The sequence below is a fragment of the Marmoricola sp. URHB0036 genome, from assembly GCF_000426045.1.
Classification (GTDB): domain Bacteria; phylum Actinomycetota; class Actinomycetes; order Propionibacteriales; family Nocardioidaceae; genus Marmoricola.
This window is the reverse complement of the sequence record NZ_AUEP01000005.1, coordinates 263,385-281,475: the sequence shown is the minus strand read 5'-3', so window position 1 is coordinate 281,475 and position 18,091 is coordinate 263,385. Positions and strand designations below refer to the sequence as shown.

At 71.5% G+C, this 18,091-nt stretch carries 16 protein-coding genes; 10 read left to right on the top strand and 6 right to left on the bottom strand.

All coding sequences use genetic code 11. From position 1 onward, the window contains the following. Nucleotides 1-21 precede the first annotated feature (21 nt). The gene (locus H976_RS0106305) at nucleotides 22-768 is read left to right on the top strand and encodes a triacylglycerol lipase (protein ID WP_036224908.1); all 747 of its coding nucleotides are present in this window, start codon (nucleotides 22-24) and stop codon (nucleotides 766-768) included. On the opposite strand, the gene H976_RS0106300 is transcribed toward H976_RS0106305, so the two are convergent. Genes H976_RS0106300 through H976_RS0106290 form a run of 3 tightly spaced genes read right to left on the bottom strand, consistent with a single transcriptional unit; the run spans nucleotide 758 to nucleotide 3,578 of the window. Continuing rightward, entirely contained in the window at nucleotides 758-1,570 is an 813-nt protein-coding gene (locus tag H976_RS0106300) for an ABC transporter permease (RefSeq protein ID WP_027860857.1), read from the bottom strand. The two genes, H976_RS0106305 and H976_RS0106300, sit on opposite strands and share 11 nt — an antisense overlap. Continuing rightward, nucleotides 1,567-2,454 carry an ABC transporter ATP-binding protein gene (locus tag H976_RS0106295; protein WP_027860856.1) on the bottom strand — a complete coding sequence of 296 codons (888 nt, stop codon included), beginning with the start codon at nucleotides 2,452-2,454 and terminating at the stop codon, nucleotides 1,567-1,569. Before H976_RS0106295 ends, H976_RS0106300 begins: the two co-directional genes overlap by 4 nt. Further along, nucleotides 2,451-3,578, bottom strand: coding sequence for a hypothetical protein (locus H976_RS0106290; protein ID WP_027860855.1), 1,128 nt, complete (start codon nucleotides 3,576-3,578; stop codon nucleotides 2,451-2,453). The genes H976_RS0106295 and H976_RS0106290 overlap by 4 nt, the downstream gene beginning before the upstream one ends. Before the next feature lie 199 nt (nucleotides 3,579-3,777). Between H976_RS0106290 and leuS the strand changes: the two genes are divergently transcribed. Beyond that, nucleotides 3,778-6,276, top strand: coding sequence for a leucine--tRNA ligase (leuS, locus tag H976_RS0106285; protein WP_155918010.1), 2,499 nt, complete (start codon nucleotides 3,778-3,780; stop codon nucleotides 6,274-6,276). Nucleotides 6,277-6,283: 7 nt separating this feature from the next. Here leuS and H976_RS0106280 read toward each other — a convergent pair whose 3' ends face one another. Beyond that, nucleotides 6,284-6,928: an SDR family oxidoreductase gene (locus H976_RS0106280; RefSeq protein WP_027860853.1), complete on the bottom strand. Its 645-nt coding sequence runs from the start codon at nucleotides 6,926-6,928 to the stop codon at nucleotides 6,284-6,286. A 58-nt stretch (nucleotides 6,929-6,986) separates the two neighbouring features. On the opposite strand from H976_RS0106280, the gene H976_RS0106275 reads away from it, so the two are divergent. From H976_RS0106275 to holA, 5 genes are all read left to right on the top strand, one after another. Further along, a complete protein-coding gene (locus H976_RS0106275) occupies nucleotides 6,987-7,856 on the top strand; it encodes a DegV family protein (RefSeq protein ID WP_027860852.1) in 870 nt (289 codons plus the stop codon). Between the two features lie 87 nt (nucleotides 7,857-7,943). Then, the gene (locus H976_RS29870; RefSeq protein ID WP_051276298.1) at nucleotides 7,944-8,822 is read left to right on the top strand and encodes a ComEA family DNA-binding protein; all 879 of its coding nucleotides are present in this window, start codon (nucleotides 7,944-7,946) and stop codon (nucleotides 8,820-8,822) included. Beyond that, the gene (locus tag H976_RS0106260; RefSeq protein WP_027860851.1) at nucleotides 8,819-11,095 is read left to right on the top strand and encodes a ComEC/Rec2 family competence protein; all 2,277 of its coding nucleotides are present in this window, start codon (nucleotides 8,819-8,821) and stop codon (nucleotides 11,093-11,095) included. The genes H976_RS29870 and H976_RS0106260 overlap by 4 nt, the downstream gene beginning before the upstream one ends. A gap of 22 nt (nucleotides 11,096-11,117) precedes the next feature. Then, complete coding sequence (locus tag H976_RS0106255; protein ID WP_027860850.1) at nucleotides 11,118-11,966, top strand: PhzF family phenazine biosynthesis protein; 849 nt, start codon at nucleotides 11,118-11,120, stop codon at nucleotides 11,964-11,966. Nucleotides 11,967-12,009: 43 nt separating this feature from the next. After that, a complete protein-coding gene (gene holA, locus H976_RS0106250) occupies nucleotides 12,010-12,990 on the top strand; it encodes a DNA polymerase III subunit delta (protein WP_027860849.1) in 981 nt (326 codons plus the stop codon). A 78-nt stretch (nucleotides 12,991-13,068) separates the two neighbouring features. On the opposite strand, the gene rpsT is transcribed toward holA, so the two are convergent. Next, nucleotides 13,069-13,326: a 30S ribosomal protein S20 gene (rpsT, locus tag H976_RS0106245; protein ID WP_027860848.1), complete on the bottom strand. Its 258-nt coding sequence runs from the start codon at nucleotides 13,324-13,326 to the stop codon at nucleotides 13,069-13,071. Between the two features lie 191 nt (nucleotides 13,327-13,517). Here rpsT and H976_RS0106240 point away from each other — a divergent pair, with 191 nt between their 5' ends. Further along, nucleotides 13,518-15,101, top strand: coding sequence for an FMN-binding glutamate synthase family protein (locus H976_RS0106240; RefSeq protein WP_027860847.1), 1,584 nt, complete (start codon nucleotides 13,518-13,520; stop codon nucleotides 15,099-15,101). A gap of 33 nt (nucleotides 15,102-15,134) precedes the next feature. Then, on the top strand, nucleotides 15,135-16,859 hold the full coding sequence (locus H976_RS0106235) for a thiamine pyrophosphate-dependent enzyme (protein ID WP_027860846.1): 1,725 nt from the start codon (nucleotides 15,135-15,137) through the stop codon (nucleotides 16,857-16,859). Nucleotides 16,860-16,862: 3 nt separating this feature from the next. Here the strand turns inward: H976_RS0106235 and H976_RS0106230 are convergent, their stop codons facing one another. Continuing rightward, the gene (locus H976_RS0106230) at nucleotides 16,863-17,498 is read right to left on the bottom strand and encodes an NAD-dependent epimerase/dehydratase family protein (RefSeq protein WP_027860845.1); all 636 of its coding nucleotides are present in this window, start codon (nucleotides 17,496-17,498) and stop codon (nucleotides 16,863-16,865) included. A 59-nt stretch (nucleotides 17,499-17,557) separates the two neighbouring features. Here H976_RS0106230 and H976_RS0106225 point away from each other — a divergent pair, with 59 nt between their 5' ends. Then, complete coding sequence (locus tag H976_RS0106225) at nucleotides 17,558-18,088, top strand: GNAT family N-acetyltransferase (RefSeq protein ID WP_027860844.1); 531 nt, start codon at nucleotides 17,558-17,560, stop codon at nucleotides 18,086-18,088. Nucleotides 18,089-18,091 lie beyond the last annotated feature (3 nt).

The following is an 18,091-nucleotide window of genomic DNA, read 5'->3' as shown; positions in this document are numbered from 1 at the left end:
CGCGCGCGTCGTCGACTGGTGATGGTCGTCGGCGCGCTGGTGATCGTCCTCGTCGTCGGTCTGGTCGCGCTGGTGGTGGCGCGCTCGGTGTCCGGTGGTGGCGCCGCTGACCAGTCACAGCCGGGCGCAGTGATCGTGGTCCCCGGGTACGGCGGAACGGCGAGCGACGTCACCCCGATCGTGGACGAGCTCCGACGCGAGGGACGCACTGCGATCGCCTTCCAGCCGACCGGGGGAGGCACGGGCGACCTGCGGGTGCAGGCGAAGCGGCTGGCCGACCTCGCCCAGCGCACGATCGACCGCACCGGCATCGCGTCGGTCGACGTCGTGGGCTACTCGGCCGGTGGCGTGATCGCCCGTCTCTTCGTGCGCGACGACGGTGGTGACTCCGTCGTACGACGGGTGCTGACGCTGGGTTCGCCGCACCACGGCACCGACGTGGCCGCCATCGCTGCCGACGTGGGCGGTGGCTGTCCGACGGCGTGCGAGCAGATGGCCACCGGCAGCGACCTGGTACGCCGGCTCAACGCCGGTGACGAGACACCTGCTGGGCCCAGGTGGATCACGATCAGGACCCACGGTGACCGCACCGTCACGCCCACCGACTCGGCCGAGCTCGAGGGTGCGCTGAACATCGAGGTGCAGGAAGTCTGTCCGGGCGCGACGACGACGCACGGCGGCCTGCCGTCCGACCCGGTCGTGCTGGCCACGCTGGTCAGCGCCCTCGGCACCGGTCAGCCGCGGGCGCCGACCGGCGTCACTTGTTGATGTCGCGGGTGGCGAAGTTGGCCCAGGCCGCTCCCGCGAACACCACGAGGTAGGCGAGCTGGGCGAGTACGCCGTGCACCACGTCGGTCCACCGGATCGGGTCGCGGAACAGGTCGACGAAGGCGAGCCAGTAGCGCGTCAGCAGGTAGGGGCGCAGCGACTCTGCGGCGTCCAGCCCGAGCAGCACCGTCGAGGCGATCAGGAACCCGATCGTGCCGAGTGCCGCGGCCACCGCCGAGTCGGTCATCGTGCTCAGCAGGAGGGCGATGGCCGCGACCCCGAGCATGGCGAGCACGACGTAGCCGAAGGCGAGCACGGTGCGCTCGAGCATCTCGCCCGAGCTGAGCGTGGTGCCGGAGACGCTCACCACGCCGGTGGCCGGTGCGTTGCCGAGGAACAGTCGACCCTCGACGTAGGCGACCACCGCGACGACGAGCGTGGCGACGACCACGAACGCGACGATGCTGACCAGCTTCGCCACCAGCAGCCGCAGCCGGGAGACCGGACGCACGAGCAGGTAGCGCAAGGTGTCGCTCTGCACCTCACCGGCGATCGAGTCGCCGCCGACCACGGCGACCGCCACCGGCAGGAACAACGGCAGCACGATGCCGAGGGCAGCGAGGGGAAACAGGGTGCCATCGGTGAGCACAGCCGACAGGAACGGCGGCCCGCTGCCGGGACGCGGGCCGATGTCGGTCACTGCGAGCAGCACCGCGACCAGCGTCGGCAGTGCGTTGAGGGCGACGATGGTCACCCAGGTGCGCGGCCGTCGGAGCAGCTTGACCAGCTCGACCCGGATCACGGCGTGGTCGCTTCCAGGACGACCTGCTCCAGCGTGCGGCGTACCGGCTCGAGCCCGGTGACGCGGACACCTGCTGTCACGAGGCGGACGTTGAGGTCGGCGATGTCGTCGGCCCTGACCACGACCTCGCCGGCACCGCGCTCCTGGACGCGTCCGTCGAGGAGTGCGATGGCAGCGTCGGGGTCGGGAGTCCGGACTCGCACCAGACCGGTGACGGCGCGGATGGCGGACATGTCCTCCTGGAGCACGAGGCGGCCACGGTCGAGCACGCCGACCCGGGTGGACATCTGCTCGACCTCGGCCAGCAGGTGGCTGGACAGGAAGATCGTCGTGCCGGCCCGGTTCAGCCCGAGCAGCAGCTCGCGGATGTCCCGGATGCCCTGCGGGTCGAGGCCGTTGGTCGGTTCGTCGAGCACCAGCAAGGGAGGGCGTCGTACGAGGGCGGCGGCGAGTCCCAGGCGCTGCTTCATGCCGAGTGAGTAGGTCTTGGTCGGCCGCTTGTCCGAGGGGTCGAGCCCGACCTGCTCGAGCACCTCTGTGATCCGGGAACGCTGGTCGGCGCGGCGTGCGCGCGCGCCGGCGGCAGCGTCGAACAGCGCGAGGTTGGCGCGACCGGACAGGTGCGGGTAGGCGCCTGGTCCCTCGACCAGCGCGCCGATCCGTGGCAGCACCGACGCGGCCGACTTCGGCATCGGCTCCCCGAACAGCTCGGCCTCACCGGCGTTGGCCATCACCAGGCCGAGCAGCATCCGCACGGTGGTGGTCTTGCCGGAGCCGTTGGCGCCGAGGAAGCCGTAGACGTCACCCTCGCGGACGTCGAGGTGCACCTCGTCGACGGCGCGCACGTCGCCGTACGTCTTGGTGAGGCCGCGGGTCTGGATCATTGCGTCCTCAGCACCCCGTTCTGGAGCTCGACCGCCGCCTGGCGCAGAGCCGCCGGCGTGACGGTCCCCGTGAGCAGGAAGTTTCCCCCGTCGTGCAGACGCGGGTTGGGATAGGCCGGGAGGCCCTCCACGAGCAGCACCGACAGCGGACCGACCTCGAGGGCGACGCTCCGCTCGGTGGTGCGGGCGTTGTGGCTCCTGGCCAGCTGCTTGTGCAGGGGCTTGGCCGTGAAGTCGCGCAGCGGTATGACGAGGAGGGCGGTGGGCCCTCGGCCGTAGATGCCCACGGCTCCCAGCGCCGAGGGAGCACCTTGCCGTTCGAGCCCGATCGTCCGCATCGGCAGCAGGAACGGCGCGAAGGCGTTGGCGGCGGCCACCGAGTCGAGCGAGGCGCTCCGGTGGAAGTCGACGTCGCGGGAGAACTCGAAGCGCAGGGCGCGGTCGGAGGGCGGTTCGTCGTCGAAGGTCGTGACCTCGCTGCTGAGGATCGGGTGTCGCGCGTCGTCCTCGCCGTAGACGTCGATGCGCAGCGGCACGTTGGTCGACTCGTCGGCCCAGACGTCCACGCGCCCGATCGTCGAGACGGGGTCTGACGGCACCAGCCGCAGGCCCGCCGCGCTGCGGCCCGCCACCCGTCGCGGCGCGATCCGGGACAGCTCGCCCGGCTCGGCTCCGGCAAGCAGCCGTCGGGCCAGGGCGACCGGGACGAGGTCGTTGTCGTCGGGGAGGCGGATCGGAGACCAGTCGACCAGCCGCGCTGTGTCGTCCTCGTAGCGCCACCGGGTCGAGAAACCGCCCTGGCGCACCTGGTCGTTCTCGCCGGTGGGGCTGATCCGGTCGACCCGCCAGTCCTCGTCGTCCTGCCACCAGACACGCAGCTGGCTGCTCTCGCCGAGCAGCCTGGCCACGCCTCCGAAGGTCGAGCCGGTCAGCGGGACCGACAGCGAGCCTCGCGTGCGCACCTCGCCGGACCAGCCGGTGTCGATCGCCGCGCGTACGCGTTGGGCCAGGACCGGGGCCGTGACGTCGGTGTCCGAGGCGGGCAGCAGGCGCAGCACGGTCGGGGGCGCGCAGACGGCCAGCGCCAGCAGCGCCACCACCAGCCAGCGCGCCGCGGGGACCATCCTCACAACGTACGTCGGGGTGCCGTGCCGACGTACTGGACGAATGGGCTACGACCTGCGGCGACAGCGTGAGTACCATGTGCCCATGAGGCAGGTCCTGCTCCTTCTCTAGCCGCGTCGACCAGACGACGCGGCCGCCCCTCTGCGCGAGGGGCTTTTTCGTGCCCGAGACAGGACCGACCCGACAAGGATGAGCGAGATGACCGAGCCCCACCCAGAGTCCCACCGGGACGACAGGGAGCAGCAGAGCTACGACGTCCACGCGACGGAGGCCAAGTGGCAGCCCGTGTGGGAGGAGCTCGACCCGTTCCGTGCCGACGACGACAGCCCGCGCGAGAAGCGCTATGCGCTGACGATGTTTCCCTACCCCAGTGGCGACCTGCACATGGGTCACGCCGAGGTGACGGCGCTGCACGACGTGATCGCCCGCTACTGGTGGCAGCGGGGCTACGAGGTGCTGAACCCGATCGGGTGGGACTCCTTCGGGCTGCCGGCAGAGAACGCCGCCATCCAGCGCAACGAGCACCCTGCGACGTACACCTACGCCAACATCGAGACCCAGGCCGCGTCGTTCAAGAAGTACGCCGTGAGCTTCGACTGGTCCCGCCGGCTGCACACCTCCGACCCGGAGTACTACCGCTGGACGCAGTGGCTGTTCCTGAAGCTCCGCGAGCGCGGACTGGCCTACCGCAAGTCGAGCCCGGTGAACTGGTGCCCCAACGACCAGACGGTGCTGGCCAACGAGCAGGTCGTCGACGGCTTCTGCGAGCGCTGCGGTGCCGAGGTCACCAAGCGCGAGCTGACGCAGTGGTACTTCAAGGTCACCGACTACGCCCAGCGACTGCTGGACGACATGGAGGGCCTGGACTGGCCGGAGCGGGTGCTGACCCTGCAGCGCAACTGGATCGGCCGGTCGGAAGGTGCGCACGTCGACTTCGACGTCGCCACCGACGGTGGCGGGTCGCGCTCGGTCTCGGTCTACACGACCCGGCCGGACACGCTGTTCGGCGCCACGTTCATGGTGGTCGCGGCCGACGCGAAGCTGGCCGAGGAGATCGTCAGCGACGAGCAGCGGCCGACCTACGAGGACTACCTGGCCGAGACGCGCAAGGCCTCCGACATCGACCGGATGGCGACCGATCGGCCGAAGACCGGTGTCTTCCTGGGGGCCTATGCCGTCAACCCGGTCAACGGCGAGAGCGTGCCGGTGTGGGCCTCGGACTACGTGTTGGCCGACTACGGCACCGGCGCGATCATGGCGGTGCCCGGGCAGGACCAGCGCGACTGGGACTTCGCCGAGGAGTACGACCTGCCGGTGATCCGGACCGTGCAGCCACCGGAGGGCTGGGAGGGCGAGGCCTACACGGGCGCCGGCCCGGCGATCAACTCCGCCAACGAGTCGGTGTCGCTGGATGGGCTGGAGATCGACGACGCCAAGCGCGCGATCATCGACTACCTGGAGCAGCAGGGGACCGGTCGCGGTGCGGTGAACTTCCGGCTGCGCGACTGGCTGCTGTCCCGGCAGCGGTTCTGGGGCTGCCCGATCCCGGTCATCCACTGCCCGGTCGACGGGGAGGTCGACGTCCCGGAGGACCAGCTGCCCGTCGTACTGCCGGAGCTCAAGGGTGCCGACCTGAAGCCGAAGGGCGTCTCGCCGCTGGCGGCGGCCGAGGACTGGGTCAACGTCGAGTGCCCGAAGTGCGGGGGACCGGCCAAGCGCGACTCCGACACGATGGACACCTTCGTCGACTCCAGCTGGTACTTCCTGCGCTACTGCTCGCCGCACGACGACACCCAGGCCTTCGACGAGGACAAGGTGCGGCTGTGGATGCCGGTCGAGCAGTACGTCGGCGGCGTCGAGCACGCCGTGCTGCACCTGATGTACAGCCGCTTCTTCACCAAGGTCCTGTTCGACATGGGCATGGTCGACTTCACCGAGCCGTTCACCGCCCTGCTGAACCAGGGCGTGGTGATCAACCAGGGCAAGAAGATGAGCAAGTCGCTGGGCAACGGCGTCAGTCTGGGGGAGCAACTTGCCGACTTCGGAGTGGACGCGGTCCGACTGACCCTGGTCTTCGCAGGACCGCCCGAGGACAACATCGACTGGGCCGACATGTCGCCGGCGGGATCGTTGCGGTTCCTGCAGCGGGCGTGGCGCCTGTCCGGCGACGTCGCTTCGGCGCCGGGGACATCGCCCGAGGGCGGTGACGTGGCGCTGCGCAAGGTCACGCACCACACGCTGCACGACGCGGCCGAGCTGGTGGAGTCCCACCGGTTCAACGTGATGGTCGCGCGCACGATGGAGCTGGTGAACGCCACCCGCAAGGCCATCGACTCCGGATGCGGGCCCGAGGACCCTGCGGTGCGCGAGGCAGCGGAGGCCGTCGCGATCCTGCTGTCGTTGGTCGCGCCCTACACGGCCGAGGAGATGTGGGAACGGATGGGCCACCAGCCCACCGTCGCCCGGGCCGGCTGGCCGACGGTCGACGAGGCCCTGCTGGTCGAGGACTCCGTCACCGCGGTCGTGCAGGTGCAGGGCAAGCTGCGTGCCCGGCTGGAGGTGTCGCCCGACATCAGCGACGCCGACCTGGAGGCAGCCGCCCTGGCCGACGAGTCGGTGCAGCGGGCGCTCGAGGGCCGGCAGGTGCGCAAGGTGATCGTGCGCGCGCCGAAGCTGGTCAACGTGGTCGTGGGCTAGCGAGAGGCTAGAGCTTGCCGATGGCCTCTGCTATCGGCACGTCGCCGTTGAGCAGGTCGAAGGTCGTGCCGTGGGTGTTGGCCGACTCGAGCACCTCGGCCAGGACGTGGGCGACGTCGCCCCTGGTCACCGAGCCGCTCTCGAGCTGGCCCACCTGCACCAGGCCGGTCGGTACGTCGTCGGTCAGCCGGCCGGGCCGGACGATGGTCCAGTCGAGGTCGCTCGCCCGCAGGTGGTCGTCGGCAGCCTGCTTGGCGCGCAGGTAGACCTGGAAGACGTCGTCGGAGTCGGGGTCGGCGTTCTCGGTGCCCATGGCCGAGACCATCAGGTAGCGGCGTACGCCGGCGGCCGCGGCAGCGTCGGCCAGCATCACGGCGGCGCCCTTGTCCACGGTCTCCTTGCGGGCGGCGTTGCCGTCGGGTCCGCCGCCGGCGGCGAAGACCACGGCGTCTGCTCCGCGGACGACCTCGGTCAGCTCCTCGACGGTCGTCGCCTCGAGGTCGAGCAGGACGGGCTCGACGCCGTCGGACTGGAGGTCCGGCAGGTGTTCCGGCTTGCGGATGATGCCGGCCGGATCGTGCCCGGCCTGGGCGACGAGCCGCCCGAACTGCCGGGCGATCTGACCGTGTCCGCCTGCTGTGACTATGCGCATGCCTCGACCGTAACGAGCGCGGCAAGGGCACGGGTACCGCCCCGCTAACCTGTGCGCCATGCCCGTCGCCCTGGTCACCGACTCGACCGCGTCCCTGCCTGCGGAGACGGTTGCCGGACGTGGCATCACGGTGGTGCCGTTGCAGGTGGTCATCGGGGCCACGGCGTACGACGAGGGCGTGGATGCGGGTGACGGCCAGGGCGTCACGCCGCAGATGCTGGCCGACGCGCTCAAGGAGTGGGTCCCGGTCAGCACCTCCAGGCCCAACCCGGACGCGATGCTCGAGGTCTACGACAAGCTCGCCGCCGAGGGGTTCGACGAGATCGTCTCGGTGCACATCTCCGCCGAGCTGAGCGGCACCTTCGAGTCGGCCCAGCTCGCGGCACGGCGGGCGTCGGTGCCGGTGACGCCCGTGGACTCCCGCCAGGTCGGGATGGCCACCGGGTTCGCCGTACTCGCCGCGGCGGATGCGATCGACGGTGGCGCCGACGCCGCCACGGCCGCGGCGGCTGCCCGCACCCGGGCGCAGCAGACGACGTCGCTGTTCTACGTGGACACCCTCGAGTACCTCCGTCGCGGTGGCCGGATGGGCGCCGCGGCCGCCCTCGTCGGGTCGGCGCTGGCGGTCAAGCCGATCCTGACCGTGGCCGACGGGCGGGTCGGCCCCTTCGAGAAGGTGCGGACCTCGGCCAAGGCACTCTCACGGCTGGAGGAGCTGGCCGTAGAGGCGGCCGGTGACGCCGAGGTCGACGTGGCCGTCGCGCACCTGGCCAGCCCCGAGCGCGCCACCCAGCTGGCGGCGCGCCTGGGCGACCGGCTCGAGAAGGGCCTCCAGGACCGCGAGGTCTCCCTCGGTGAGATCGGTGCCGTCCTCGGTGCGCACGTCGGCCCAGGCATGGTGGCCGTGGCCGTCGCCCGGCGCAGCTGAACGTCCACAACGGGCGGGACGGCGTAGTTCTCCACAGGCAGGCAGATCGTCCTTCCTCATCCCCTCGGCCGTTCCTAGCGTCGAGGCATGCACAGGCAGTCACACGAGGAGGTCGCCGAGGCCGCGCGTCGGCGGCTCGAGCTCCTCGGCCGCGAGCTCGAGCAGGCGGGGCTGCGCCGGGTCGACGACGAGCCTGAGTCTCCTGATCCCGGTGGCCTTCCTGCGCCGGCCGTGGTGGCACCGGTCGGACGGCATGCACGCACCTCCCGTCCTGGTGTCGCGCAGGTGCTGGCGGCGTGGGTGCGACGACAGGTCCCCGACACACTGCGGGGGCGCACCGAGCTCGGGTCGGGTCCGGTGCTGCTGGTCGTGCTGCTGGTCGCGTTGGCCCTGGCCGGGACGGTGTTCGTGGTGCTGCGCATGCATTCCGACAGTCAGCCGGTCCCGGCGCGAACGGCCGTGGTGGCGCCGGGGACTGCCGCTCCCGCGCTGTCGTCGAGCCCTTCGCCCTCCATCTCCGGAGCACCGTCCGGCGGCAGCGTCACCGTCGACGTCTCCGGGAAGGTCCGGCATCCGGGCGTGGCCACCCTGCCCGTGGGGTCGCGGGTCGTGGACGCCGTGCGCAAGGCGGGCGGCGCTCGTCCGGGGGTCGACCTGGGGTCGCTCAACCTGGCCCGGGTGCTGGTCGACGGCGAGCAGATCCTCGTTGGTCGTGGCATGCCCGGCGGAGGGATCGCGGCCGGTGCGAGCACCACGGCCCCGGCCCCCAGTGCGTCGCTGGTCAACCTGAACACCGCGACCGCGGAACAGCTCGACACCCTTCCCGGGGTCGGGCCCGTCACCGCCCAGAAGATCCTCGAGTGGCGCGCGGCCCACGGCGCGTTCTCGTCGGTCGACGAGCTGCTCGAGGTCGACGGCATCGGGGACAAGACGCTGGCCGACCTGGCGCCTCTCGTCACGCTGTGACCGAGCGTTTCGACCTCCGTGCGCCGGCCCTGGCGGGCGTCGCCTGGCTGGCCGCGGTGGCGGCTCTTCGCGCACCCGTCTGGGTCCTGGGCGTCGCCCTCGGCGGTGCGGTGCTGCACGTGCTGCATCGCCGACGTCGTGGCCGCGAGGTGCTCAGCCGGGTCGCGTGGACCGTCGCCGGGTGCGGGGTGGCGGCGTCGGTGCTGCTGCGGGCCGAGGCGGTGCACGCGACTCCGGTCCAGGCGCTGGCGCGCCAACAGGCCTCGGTCGAGGCACGCGGCGTGGTCACCTCCGACCCGGTGCTGCGGCAGGGACGCTTCGAGCCGTATGTCGTCTACCGGATGCGTACCGAGACGGTGGTGGGGCGCGGCCAGCGACACTGGGTGCGCGCGCCGGTGCTCGTCATCGCTGACGCCAGGTCCGCGCATCTCGAGCTCGGATCCCGGCTGCTGCTCCGGGGCCGGCTCCAGGTCGCCCGCACCCGTGACCTCGCCGGGGTGCTGAGCACCCGCGGGCCACCGGAGGTGCTGGCCAGGCCCGGAGCCCTGCTCCGGGCGGCCGACCGGCTGCGCGACTCGATCCGGGCCGTGGTGGCCTCGCGACCAGAGGGTCCGCGCACACTCGTGCCGGCACTCGTCGACGGGGACGACGCCCGGATGCCCGAGGAGCTCACCGAGGCGTTCCGGACGTCGGGCCTGACGCACCTGCTCGCCGTTTCGGGGACCAACTTGACGCTCGTGGTCGGCTCCCTGCTCCTGCTGGCCCGATGGGCGGGTGTCCGGGCCAGGGGACTGGTCGTGGTGGGGGTGCTCGGGGTCGTCGGGTTCGTGCTCCTGGCCCGGCCGGAGCCCAGCGTCCTGCGGGCCGCGGTGATGGGGTCGGTGGCCCTGCTCGGCATGGGCACCCACGGTCGGCGACGCGGTCCGCGTGCCCTCGGGGCCGCCGTGCTGCTCCTTCTGCTGGTCGACCCGTGGCTTGCGGTCTCGGCCGGCTTCGCGCTCTCGGCGCTGGCCACCGCGGGCATCCTCTGGTTCGCCCCGGCGTGGCGTGACCGGTTGAGCCGCTGGCTGCCCCGGTGGGCGGCCGAGGCGATCGCCGTGCCGCTCGCGGCCCAGCTGGCCTGCACGCCGCTGGTGGCGGCCATCTCCGGGCAGGTCTCCTTGGTGGCGGTCGTGGCCAACCTGCTCGCCGCGCCGGCTGTCGGGCCGGCCACCGTGCTCGGGCTGGCCGGAGGTGTCGTCGGGCTGGTGTCGCGGACGCTCGGCCAGTGGGTCGCGCTCCCCGCCGCCTGGTGCGCCGCATGGATCATCACCGTGGCCGCGAGGAGCGCCGCGCTCCCGGTGGCGGCTGTCGCGTGGTCGTCGGGACCGGTCGGCATCGCCGTGCTCGGCGTGGCCTGTGCGGTGGCCACCCTGTTCCTCGGCGCCCTCCTGGCCAGGCGGGCCAGCACCCTCGCCCTGGGCGCGGTGATGGTGGGGGCATTGCTGGTGCCGCTGCCGAGCCCCGGGTGGCCTCCGCGCGGATGGGTGCTGGTCGCGTGCGACGTCGGCCAGGGCGACGGCATGGTCCTGAACGCCGGGTCCGGCGCCGCGCTGGTCGTGGACACCGGGCCGGAGCCGTCCGCGATGGACCGGTGCCTCCGCAGGCTGGGAGTGCGACGGATCCCGCTGCTGGTGCTGACGCACTTCCATGCCGACCATGTCGACGGGCTGGCCGGTGCGCTGCGCGGACGGGCCGTGGGCGGCATCGAGGTCACCTCGCTGGCCGACCCACCGGCCGGCGCCGAGGAGGTCCGCGCGTTGGCCGAGCGGGCCGGGGTGCCCGTCCGGGTGGCGGCGTACGGCGAGACGGGGCGGCTGGGTCCGCTGAGCTGGCAGGTGATCGCCCCCTCGCACCCGCCACCGGCCGGGTCGGACTCCCCGCCCAACGACTGCAGCGTGGTCCTGCTGGTGCAGACCCGGGGCATCCGGATCCTGATGATGGGCGACGAGGAGGACGACTCGCAGGCCCAGCTGCTCCGCGACACCGGCGGGGTGCGCGCCGACGTGCTCAAGGTGGCCCACCACGGCAGCGCCCGCCAGGATCCCGACCTCGTCCGGGCGACCGGGGCACGACTGGCGCTCATCTCGGTCGGGGTCGACAACGACTACGGACACCCGGCGCCGTCCCTGCTGGCGCTGCTGCGCGACGCTCGCATGCAGGTCGAGCGCACCGACCGCGACGGTGACGTGGCGGTCGTCGTCGACGGAGGCCTGCGCGTGGCCACCCGATGAGCAGCGGTGAGAGGCTGGCGTCGTGGCGACGTACACCTTCTCCCAGGTCGACGTGTTCGGCAGCCGGTCACTGGTCGGCAACCCGGTGGCGGTGGTGCACGACGCCACCGGTCTCGACGACGAGCGGATGGCCGAGCTCGCCCGTTGGACCAACCTGTCGGAGACGACGTTCCTGCTGCCGCCCGAGGATCCGGGGGCCGACTACCGGTTGCGCATCTTCACGCCGGGGGAGGAACTGCCGTTCGCGGGCCACCCCACCCTGGGCAGCGCGCACGCGTGGCTGGAGTCCGGCGGTGCGCCTGCGTTGACGGACCGGGTGGTGCAGGAGTGCGGGATCGGCCTGGTCGAGCTCCGTGGAGAGGGCGACGCGCTGGCCTTCCGGGCACCCGGCTTCCTGCGCACCGGCCCGGTCGACGAGGAGACCCTGGGACGCGTGATCGGGGCGCTGGGCGTGGAGCCCGGGCAGCTGGTGGGGGCGTGGTGGATCGACAACGGCCCCGGCTGGCTCGGGCTGGAGCTGGACAGCGCCGCCAGCGTGCTCTCGTTGCGGCCCGACTTCGGCGCCCTCGACGTGGACACCGGCGTCATCGGCCCCCTGGACGCCGACGAGCGCGCGTCGACCGGTGCCGACGTCGAGGTGCGCGCCTTCTGTCCGGGCATGGGCATCAACGAAGATCCGGTGACGGGCAGTCTCAACGCCGGCTTCGCGGTGTGGCTGACCGACGAGGGTCGGCTGCCACCGTCGTACGTCGCCAGACAGGGCACGGCGCTGGGCCGCGACGGACGCGTGCGGATCAGCACCGACGACGCGGGTGACGTCTGGGTCGGCGGCACGAGTCGCACCGTCGTACGCGGCACCGTGGACCTCTGACCGCATCGGTGTCGCTGTCGGACGCGCATGAGAGGCTGCCGCCATGACCACCCCGCAGGACGTGCTCGGTCGTCTGACGTTGGTGACCGGACCCGAGGAGTTCCTCGGTGAACGAGCCATCACGGGCGTGCGTTCAGCCGTGCGTTCCCACGACGCGGAGGCGGAGTTCTCCGACACCATGGCGGCCTCGCTGACCATGGCCGAGCTGGGCGACCTCGCCTCGCCGTCGTTGTTCTCGGCGACCAGGTGCATCGTCGTGCGGGGACTGGAGGACCTGCCCGAGGAGTCGGTCCCCGGGCTCCTCGAGTACGCCGCAGCGCCGGCCGAGGACGTCGCCCTGGTGCTGGCGCACGGTGGTGGCCCCAAGGGCAGCGGGCTGCTCGGCAAGCTGCGCAAGCTCCCGACCGTGACCGAGGTCAAGTCGGCCCCGCTGACCGCGCGCGAGTTCCCGGGCTTCGTCGTCAATGAGCTCCGCGCCCGCAAGGTGCGCATCGACCCCGACGCCGCCGACTTCCTGATCCAGGCCGTCGGTCAGGACCTGCGCTCCCTCTCGGCCGCGACCAGCCAGCTCGCCAACGACTTCGAGGGCCAACCGCTGAGCGTGGAGATGGTCAAGAAGTACTTCGGTGGCCGGGCCGAGGCCAAGTCGTTCGCGGTGGCCGACCACACGCTCTACGGGCAGACCGCCAAGGCGCTCGAGGAGCTGCGCTGGGCCCTGGACCGCGGCACGCCGCCGGTGCTGGTCACCAGCGCGATGGCAGGCGGTCTGCGCAGCCTGGCCAAGTTCATGTCGGCGCCGCGGGGCATGCGCAACAACGACCTGATGCGCGAGGTCGGCGTGCCCGGGTGGAAGTTGGACACCCTGCGCCGGCAGTCGCACGGCTGGGACGCCGACGGGGTCGGTCGGGCGATCCGCACGGTCGCCAGCGCGGACGCCGACATCAAGGGCCAGGCCAGCGATGCGGCGTACGCCCTGGAGAAGATGGTGCTCGACGTGGTGCGCGCCAGGCCGCGGCACTCCTAGACATCGCTGGTAGACATCGCTGGGGCATGCAAAAGGCGCCGTCCCCGGAGGGTACGGCGCCTCAGCTGAGCGGATGCCTCAGAGAGAGGCAGCCTTCTTCTGGATGGCCGACTTGCGGTTGGCGGCCTGGTTCTTGTGGATGACGCCCTTGGAGGCGGCCTTGTCGAGCTGCTTGCCCGCGGCCACGGCCAGGGTCTTGGCCTCCTCGGAGCCGGCCTCGGCAGCCTCGCGGAACTTGCGGACCGAGGTCTTCAGCGCGGACTTCACGGCCTTGTTGCGCTCGTGCGCAGCATCGTTCTGCCGGTTGCGCTTGATCTGGGACTTGATGTTCGCCACGTCAGGCTCGCCTCTTCGGTGTGGTGGTGCTGGTTCTGTGACAGTTCTGGGGGCGTCCGGAACGGTCCAGACACGAAGGGAAACGATATCAGCGGCGGTCGGAGCGCCCAAATCGGCGAACCGGCCGACGTGTCCGGGGGGTGCGCCGCCGTTCTCAGCATCACGTCAGGTTGGCGGGGTACTGATCGAGGGTGCTGAAGTTCTTCGTACTGGCTGTCCTCGTCGTCCTCGGTGCCTTGACCACACTGGCGGCGGCGATCGGCGGTCCGGGTTGGTGGGTGCTGCTCGCGATCGTGGTGCTGCTGCTCTGCCTCGCGGTGTACGACGTCACCCAGAAGCGCCACTCCATCCTGCGCAACTACCCCGTGCTCGGGCACTTCCGTTTCCTGCTCGAGGACATTCGCCCCGAGCTCCAGCAGTACTTCATCGAGCGCAACTGGGACGGCCGTCCGTTCGACCGCGACGTCCGCAGCTCCATCTATCAGCGGGCGAAGGACGTCAAGACCGAGCAGCCGTTCGGCACCGAGCGCGACGTCGACGAGCCCGGCTACGAGTACCTCGTGCACTCGACGCGGCCGGTCGACCCGGCCCCGGCGCCTCCGCGCGTGCGCATCGGCGGCCCCGACTGCACCCGCCCCTACGACATGGCCCTGATGAACGTCTCGGCGATGAGCTTCGGGGCGCTCAGCGGCAACGCCCTGGTGGCCCTCAACCGCGGAGCCGCCCGCGGCGGGTTCGCCCACGACACCGGCGAGGGCGGCCTGAGCAAGTACCACCAGCAGGGCGGTGACCTCGTCTGGGAGATCGGCAGCGGGTACTTCGGCGCGCGGACCAAGGACGGCGGCTTCGACCCGGGCAAGTTCGCCGACACCGCCACGGGTGACCAGGTCAAGATGGTCTCGCTCAAGCTCAGCCAGGGCGCCAAGCCCGGCATCGGTGGAGTGCTCCCCGGCGCGAAGGTGACCCAGGAGATCGCCGACGCCCGTGGCGTTCCCAAGGGCGAGAAGTGCGTGTCACCGCCTGCCCACAAGGTCTTCTCGACGCCACGTGAGCTGGTCCTGTTCATCGCGAAGATGCGTGAGCTCTCGGGCGGCAAGCCGGCCGGGTTCAAGCTCTGCCTCGGCTCGCGCTCCGACTTCCTGGCCATCTGCAAGGCCATGGTGGCCGAGGGCGTGACCCCCGACTTCGTGATCGTCGACGGGGGAGAGGGCGGCACCGGTGCGGCACCGCTGGAGTACGAGGACCACATCGGTACGCCGCTGACCGAGGGACTGCTCAACGTGCACAACGCCCTCGTCGGGGTGGGCCTGCGCGACCGGGTCAAGGTCGGTGCCAGCGGCAAGGTGGCCACCGGCATCGACATCGTCAAGCGACTCGTGCAGGGCGCCGACTACACCAACTCGGCGCGCTCGATGATGATGGCGGTCGGCTGCATCCAGGCCCAGCTGTGCCACACCAACACCTGCCCGGTGGGCGTCGCCACCCAGGACACCAAGCGCGCCCGCGCCCTGGATGTACCCAGCAAGACCGACCGGGTCTTCCACTACCAGAAGGCATGCGTCGAGCAGGCGCTGCAGGTGATGGGCTCGATGGGCGTGCACGGACCCGACGAGCTGCAGCCGCACATGCTGCGGCGCCGGGTCGACCACGACCGGGTCGCCAGCTACGCCGAGATGTTCCACCACCTGCAGCCGGGTGAGCTGCTCACTGCCGCCCCGCCGGGGAGCTGGGAGCGCGACTGGGCACTCGCCGATCCCGACCGTTTCACCCCCTGACCACCACGCACCGACCAGCCACGAGGAGACCGCATGTCCACTGTTGCCGAGCTGTTGATCGAGTCGATCGCCGACTACGGCGTCGCCAGTGTGTGGGGCGTGGTCGGCGACGCGCTGAACCCCGTCACCGACGCGATCCGTCGCGAGGAGCGCATCGAGTGGGTCGGCGTGCGCCACGAGGAGGCAGGCGCCTTCGCGGCCAGCGCGCAGGCCCAGCTGACCGGCCGGTTGTCGGTGTGCATGGGCACGGTCGGCCCGGGGGCCATCCACCTCCTCAACGGCCTGTACGACGCCAAGAAGTCGCACGCCCCGGTCCTGGCCATCTGCGGACAGGTCCCTCGCGAGGAGATCGGCAGCGAGTTCTTCCAGGAGGTCGACAACGACCGCATCTTCGCGGACGTCGCAGTGTTCAGCCGCACCGTCAGCAGCATCGACCAGCTGCCGTTGCTGATCGAGCAGGCCGGCAACGCCGCGATCCAGGAGTCGGGTGTCGCGGTGCTGACCCTGCCGGGCGACGTCGGTGGCCTCGACCTGCCGAAGGGCACCCCGGTGCCGCGCTTCGTCGAGACCCGGCCGAGCTCGATGCCGGCCCCGGACGCCGTGCAGCAGGCTGCCTCGTTGCTCAACCAGGCCGACAAGGTGACCCTGCTGGTGGGTCAGGGCGCCCGCGAGGCACGTGTGGAGGTGCTCCAGCTGGCCGAGCGCCTGGCCGCGCCGATGGTGCTGACCCTCAAGGCCAAGGAGGGGCTCGAGGACGCCAACGACTACGAGGTCGGCCAGTCGGGCCTGATCGGCAACCACGCCACCGCCAAGGCCTTCGAGGGGTGCGACGTGCTGTTCCTGGTCGGCACCGACTTCCCCTACCGCGACTTCCTGCCGACCGGCAAGAAGGTGATCCAGCTCGACGTCCGCGGCGCGCACATCGGCCGGCGAACACCGGTGGACCTCCCGCTGGTCGGCGACGCCGGTCTCGGTCTCCAGGCGCTGCTCCCGCTGATCGAGCAGAAGACCGACCGGGACCACCTCGACTCGGCCCGGAAGAGCTACCGGCACTGGCAGGAGCGGCAGCAGCAGTTCGTCGATCCGGCGTACGACCGGAAGCCGAAGGGACTGCTGCGACGCAAGGTCGACAACCCCGAGTCCCGGGTGCGACCTGAGCTGCTGGCCGCGGCCATCGACCGGCACGCGGCCTCCGATGCGGTGTTCACCACCGACACCGGGATGGCGACGGTCTGGCTCTCGCGGTTCGTGCGGATGACCGGGACACGTCGGCTGGTCGGCTCCTTCAACCTGGGCTCGATGGCCAACGCGATGCCGATGGCGCTCGGGGCCAGTGTGCTCGACCGGCGACGTCAGGTCATCGCCTTCTGCGGCGACGGCGGGATCTCGATGTTGCTGGGAGACCTGATCACAGCGGTGTCCCACGACCTCCCGGTCAAGCTGGTGGTCTTCGACAACGGCCGCCTCGGGATGGTCAAGCTGGAGATGGAGCAGGTCGGGCTCCCGGAGTTCGGGACCGTGCTGCACAACCCCGACTTCGCCAAGGTGGCCGAGGCCATCGGGATGCGCGGTCTGCGTGTCGAGCGCCCGGACGACGTGGACGCCGCGGTCAAGGAGGCGCTCGCGACCGACGGGCCGGTGCTGCTCGACGTGCTCACCAACCCCGACGAGATCGCAGTGCCGCCGACCCCCACGCTCGAGCAGGGCTGGGGCTTCGCGATCGCGAAGACGAAGGAGTTCGTCGACAGCGCCGAGTGAGGGCTACGACGCCCGCTTGGTGATCTCTCGGGCCGAGACGACGGTGGTGCCGGCGGGCGCCGCCTTGGCCTGCTGCACCATCGCGGACGCGATGTCCTCCGCCCGCGTGGGGCGGAAGGGTCCCAGAACAGGCGCGGAGACCCGCATCACGGACAGGCTCAGCTGCTCGCCGCGTCGCGCCTCGGCCCGGTCGCCGTCGATGATCGAGGGCCGGAACGCCACCGTCGTCGGGATCCCCAACGCCGCCACGTCTCGCTCGGTCTCGCCCTTGACCCGGTTGTAGAAGAGGCGCGAGCGAGCGTTGGCTCCCATGGCGGTCACGTGCAGGAAGCTCCGGGCGCCGGCCTGCTGTCCGGCGGCGGCCAGCGCGACGACGGCATCGTGGTCGACGGCCCGGAAGGCGTCCTGGCTGCCGGCCTGCTTGATGGTGGTGCCCAAGGCACAGAAGGCGTCGTCGACGGCCGGCAGCGCTGGTACGTCGGGCAGCTGCGTCACGAGCTGCTCGAGCCGGTCGTGGCGTACGTCGACCTCGCGGCGCCCGATGCTGACCACGCGGTCCCAGGTGCCGTCCTCGAGCAGGCGAGCCAGCAGGTGGCCGCCGACGAGCCCGGTGGCTCCGGCGAGCAGGGCGGTCCGCATCGCCTCAGCCTACGGAAACCCGCTTGAGAGGGCCGTACGACGATCGCCAGACTCGTGCCATGGCCCAGCTGACCCGCCCCGACACCCGCTTCCGGGTCTCGTTCCTGTCCGCGATGGAGGAGTTCCGTGCGGAGGGCCGGGCCGGCGAGGACAGCATGATCGGCTGGGACCTCACCCGGTTCGGCGACACGTGGGAGAGCGAGGAGGGCTTCGCGGCGTACGTCCGGGAGACGCTCGCCGAGGCCGACCGGCCCCGCGCCGAGGGCTTCGTCTGCCAGACCTCCTGGTGGTGGGTCGAGGGCGAGGAGTACGTCGGTCGCATCTCGCTGCGCCACGAGCTCAACGAGCGGCTGCGCGACTTCGGAGGCCACATCGGCTACGACGTACGCCGCAGCCGCCGCAGGGAGGGCCACGCGACCCGGATGCTGGCCGCCGTGCTCGTCGAGGCGCACGCCCGGGGCATCGACCCGGCACTCGTGACCTGCGACGCCGACAACGTGGCGTCGCGGAAGGTGATCGAGGCCAACGGCGGTGTTCTCGAGGACCGGCGCGGGCACAAGCTGCGGTTCTGGGTGCCGACGCGTGCCTAGCCC

Excerpts from the sequence above, each read along its gene's own strand:
- H976_RS0106230 (WP_027860845.1), bottom strand. The coding sequence starts at position 17,498 with ATGCGGACCGCCCTGCTCGCCGGAGCCACCGGGCTCGTCGGCGGCCAC.
- H976_RS29870 (WP_051276298.1), top strand. The coding sequence starts at position 7,944 with ATGCACAGGCAGTCACACGAGGAGGTCGCCGAGGCCGCGCGTCGGCGG.
- leuS (WP_155918010.1), top strand. The coding sequence starts at position 3,778 with ATGACCGAGCCCCACCCAGAGTCCCACCGGGACGACAGGGAGCAGCAG.
- H976_RS0106235 (WP_027860846.1), top strand. The coding sequence starts at position 15,135 with ATGTCCACTGTTGCCGAGCTGTTGATCGAGTCGATCGCCGACTACGGC.
- H976_RS0106225 (WP_027860844.1), top strand. The coding sequence starts at position 17,558 with ATGGCCCAGCTGACCCGCCCCGACACCCGCTTCCGGGTCTCGTTCCTG.
- H976_RS0106305 (WP_036224908.1), top strand. The coding sequence starts at position 22 with ATGGTCGTCGGCGCGCTGGTGATCGTCCTCGTCGTCGGTCTGGTCGCG.
- H976_RS0106295 (WP_027860856.1), bottom strand. The coding sequence starts at position 2,454 with ATGATCCAGACCCGCGGCCTCACCAAGACGTACGGCGACGTGCGCGCC.
- H976_RS0106275 (WP_027860852.1), top strand. The coding sequence starts at position 6,987 with ATGCCCGTCGCCCTGGTCACCGACTCGACCGCGTCCCTGCCTGCGGAG.
- H976_RS0106280 (WP_027860853.1), bottom strand. The coding sequence starts at position 6,928 with ATGCGCATAGTCACAGCAGGCGGACACGGTCAGATCGCCCGGCAGTTC.
- holA (WP_027860849.1), top strand. The coding sequence starts at position 12,010 with ATGACCACCCCGCAGGACGTGCTCGGTCGTCTGACGTTGGTGACCGGA.
- H976_RS0106290 (WP_027860855.1), bottom strand. The coding sequence starts at position 3,578 with ATGGTCCCCGCGGCGCGCTGGCTGGTGGTGGCGCTGCTGGCGCTGGCC.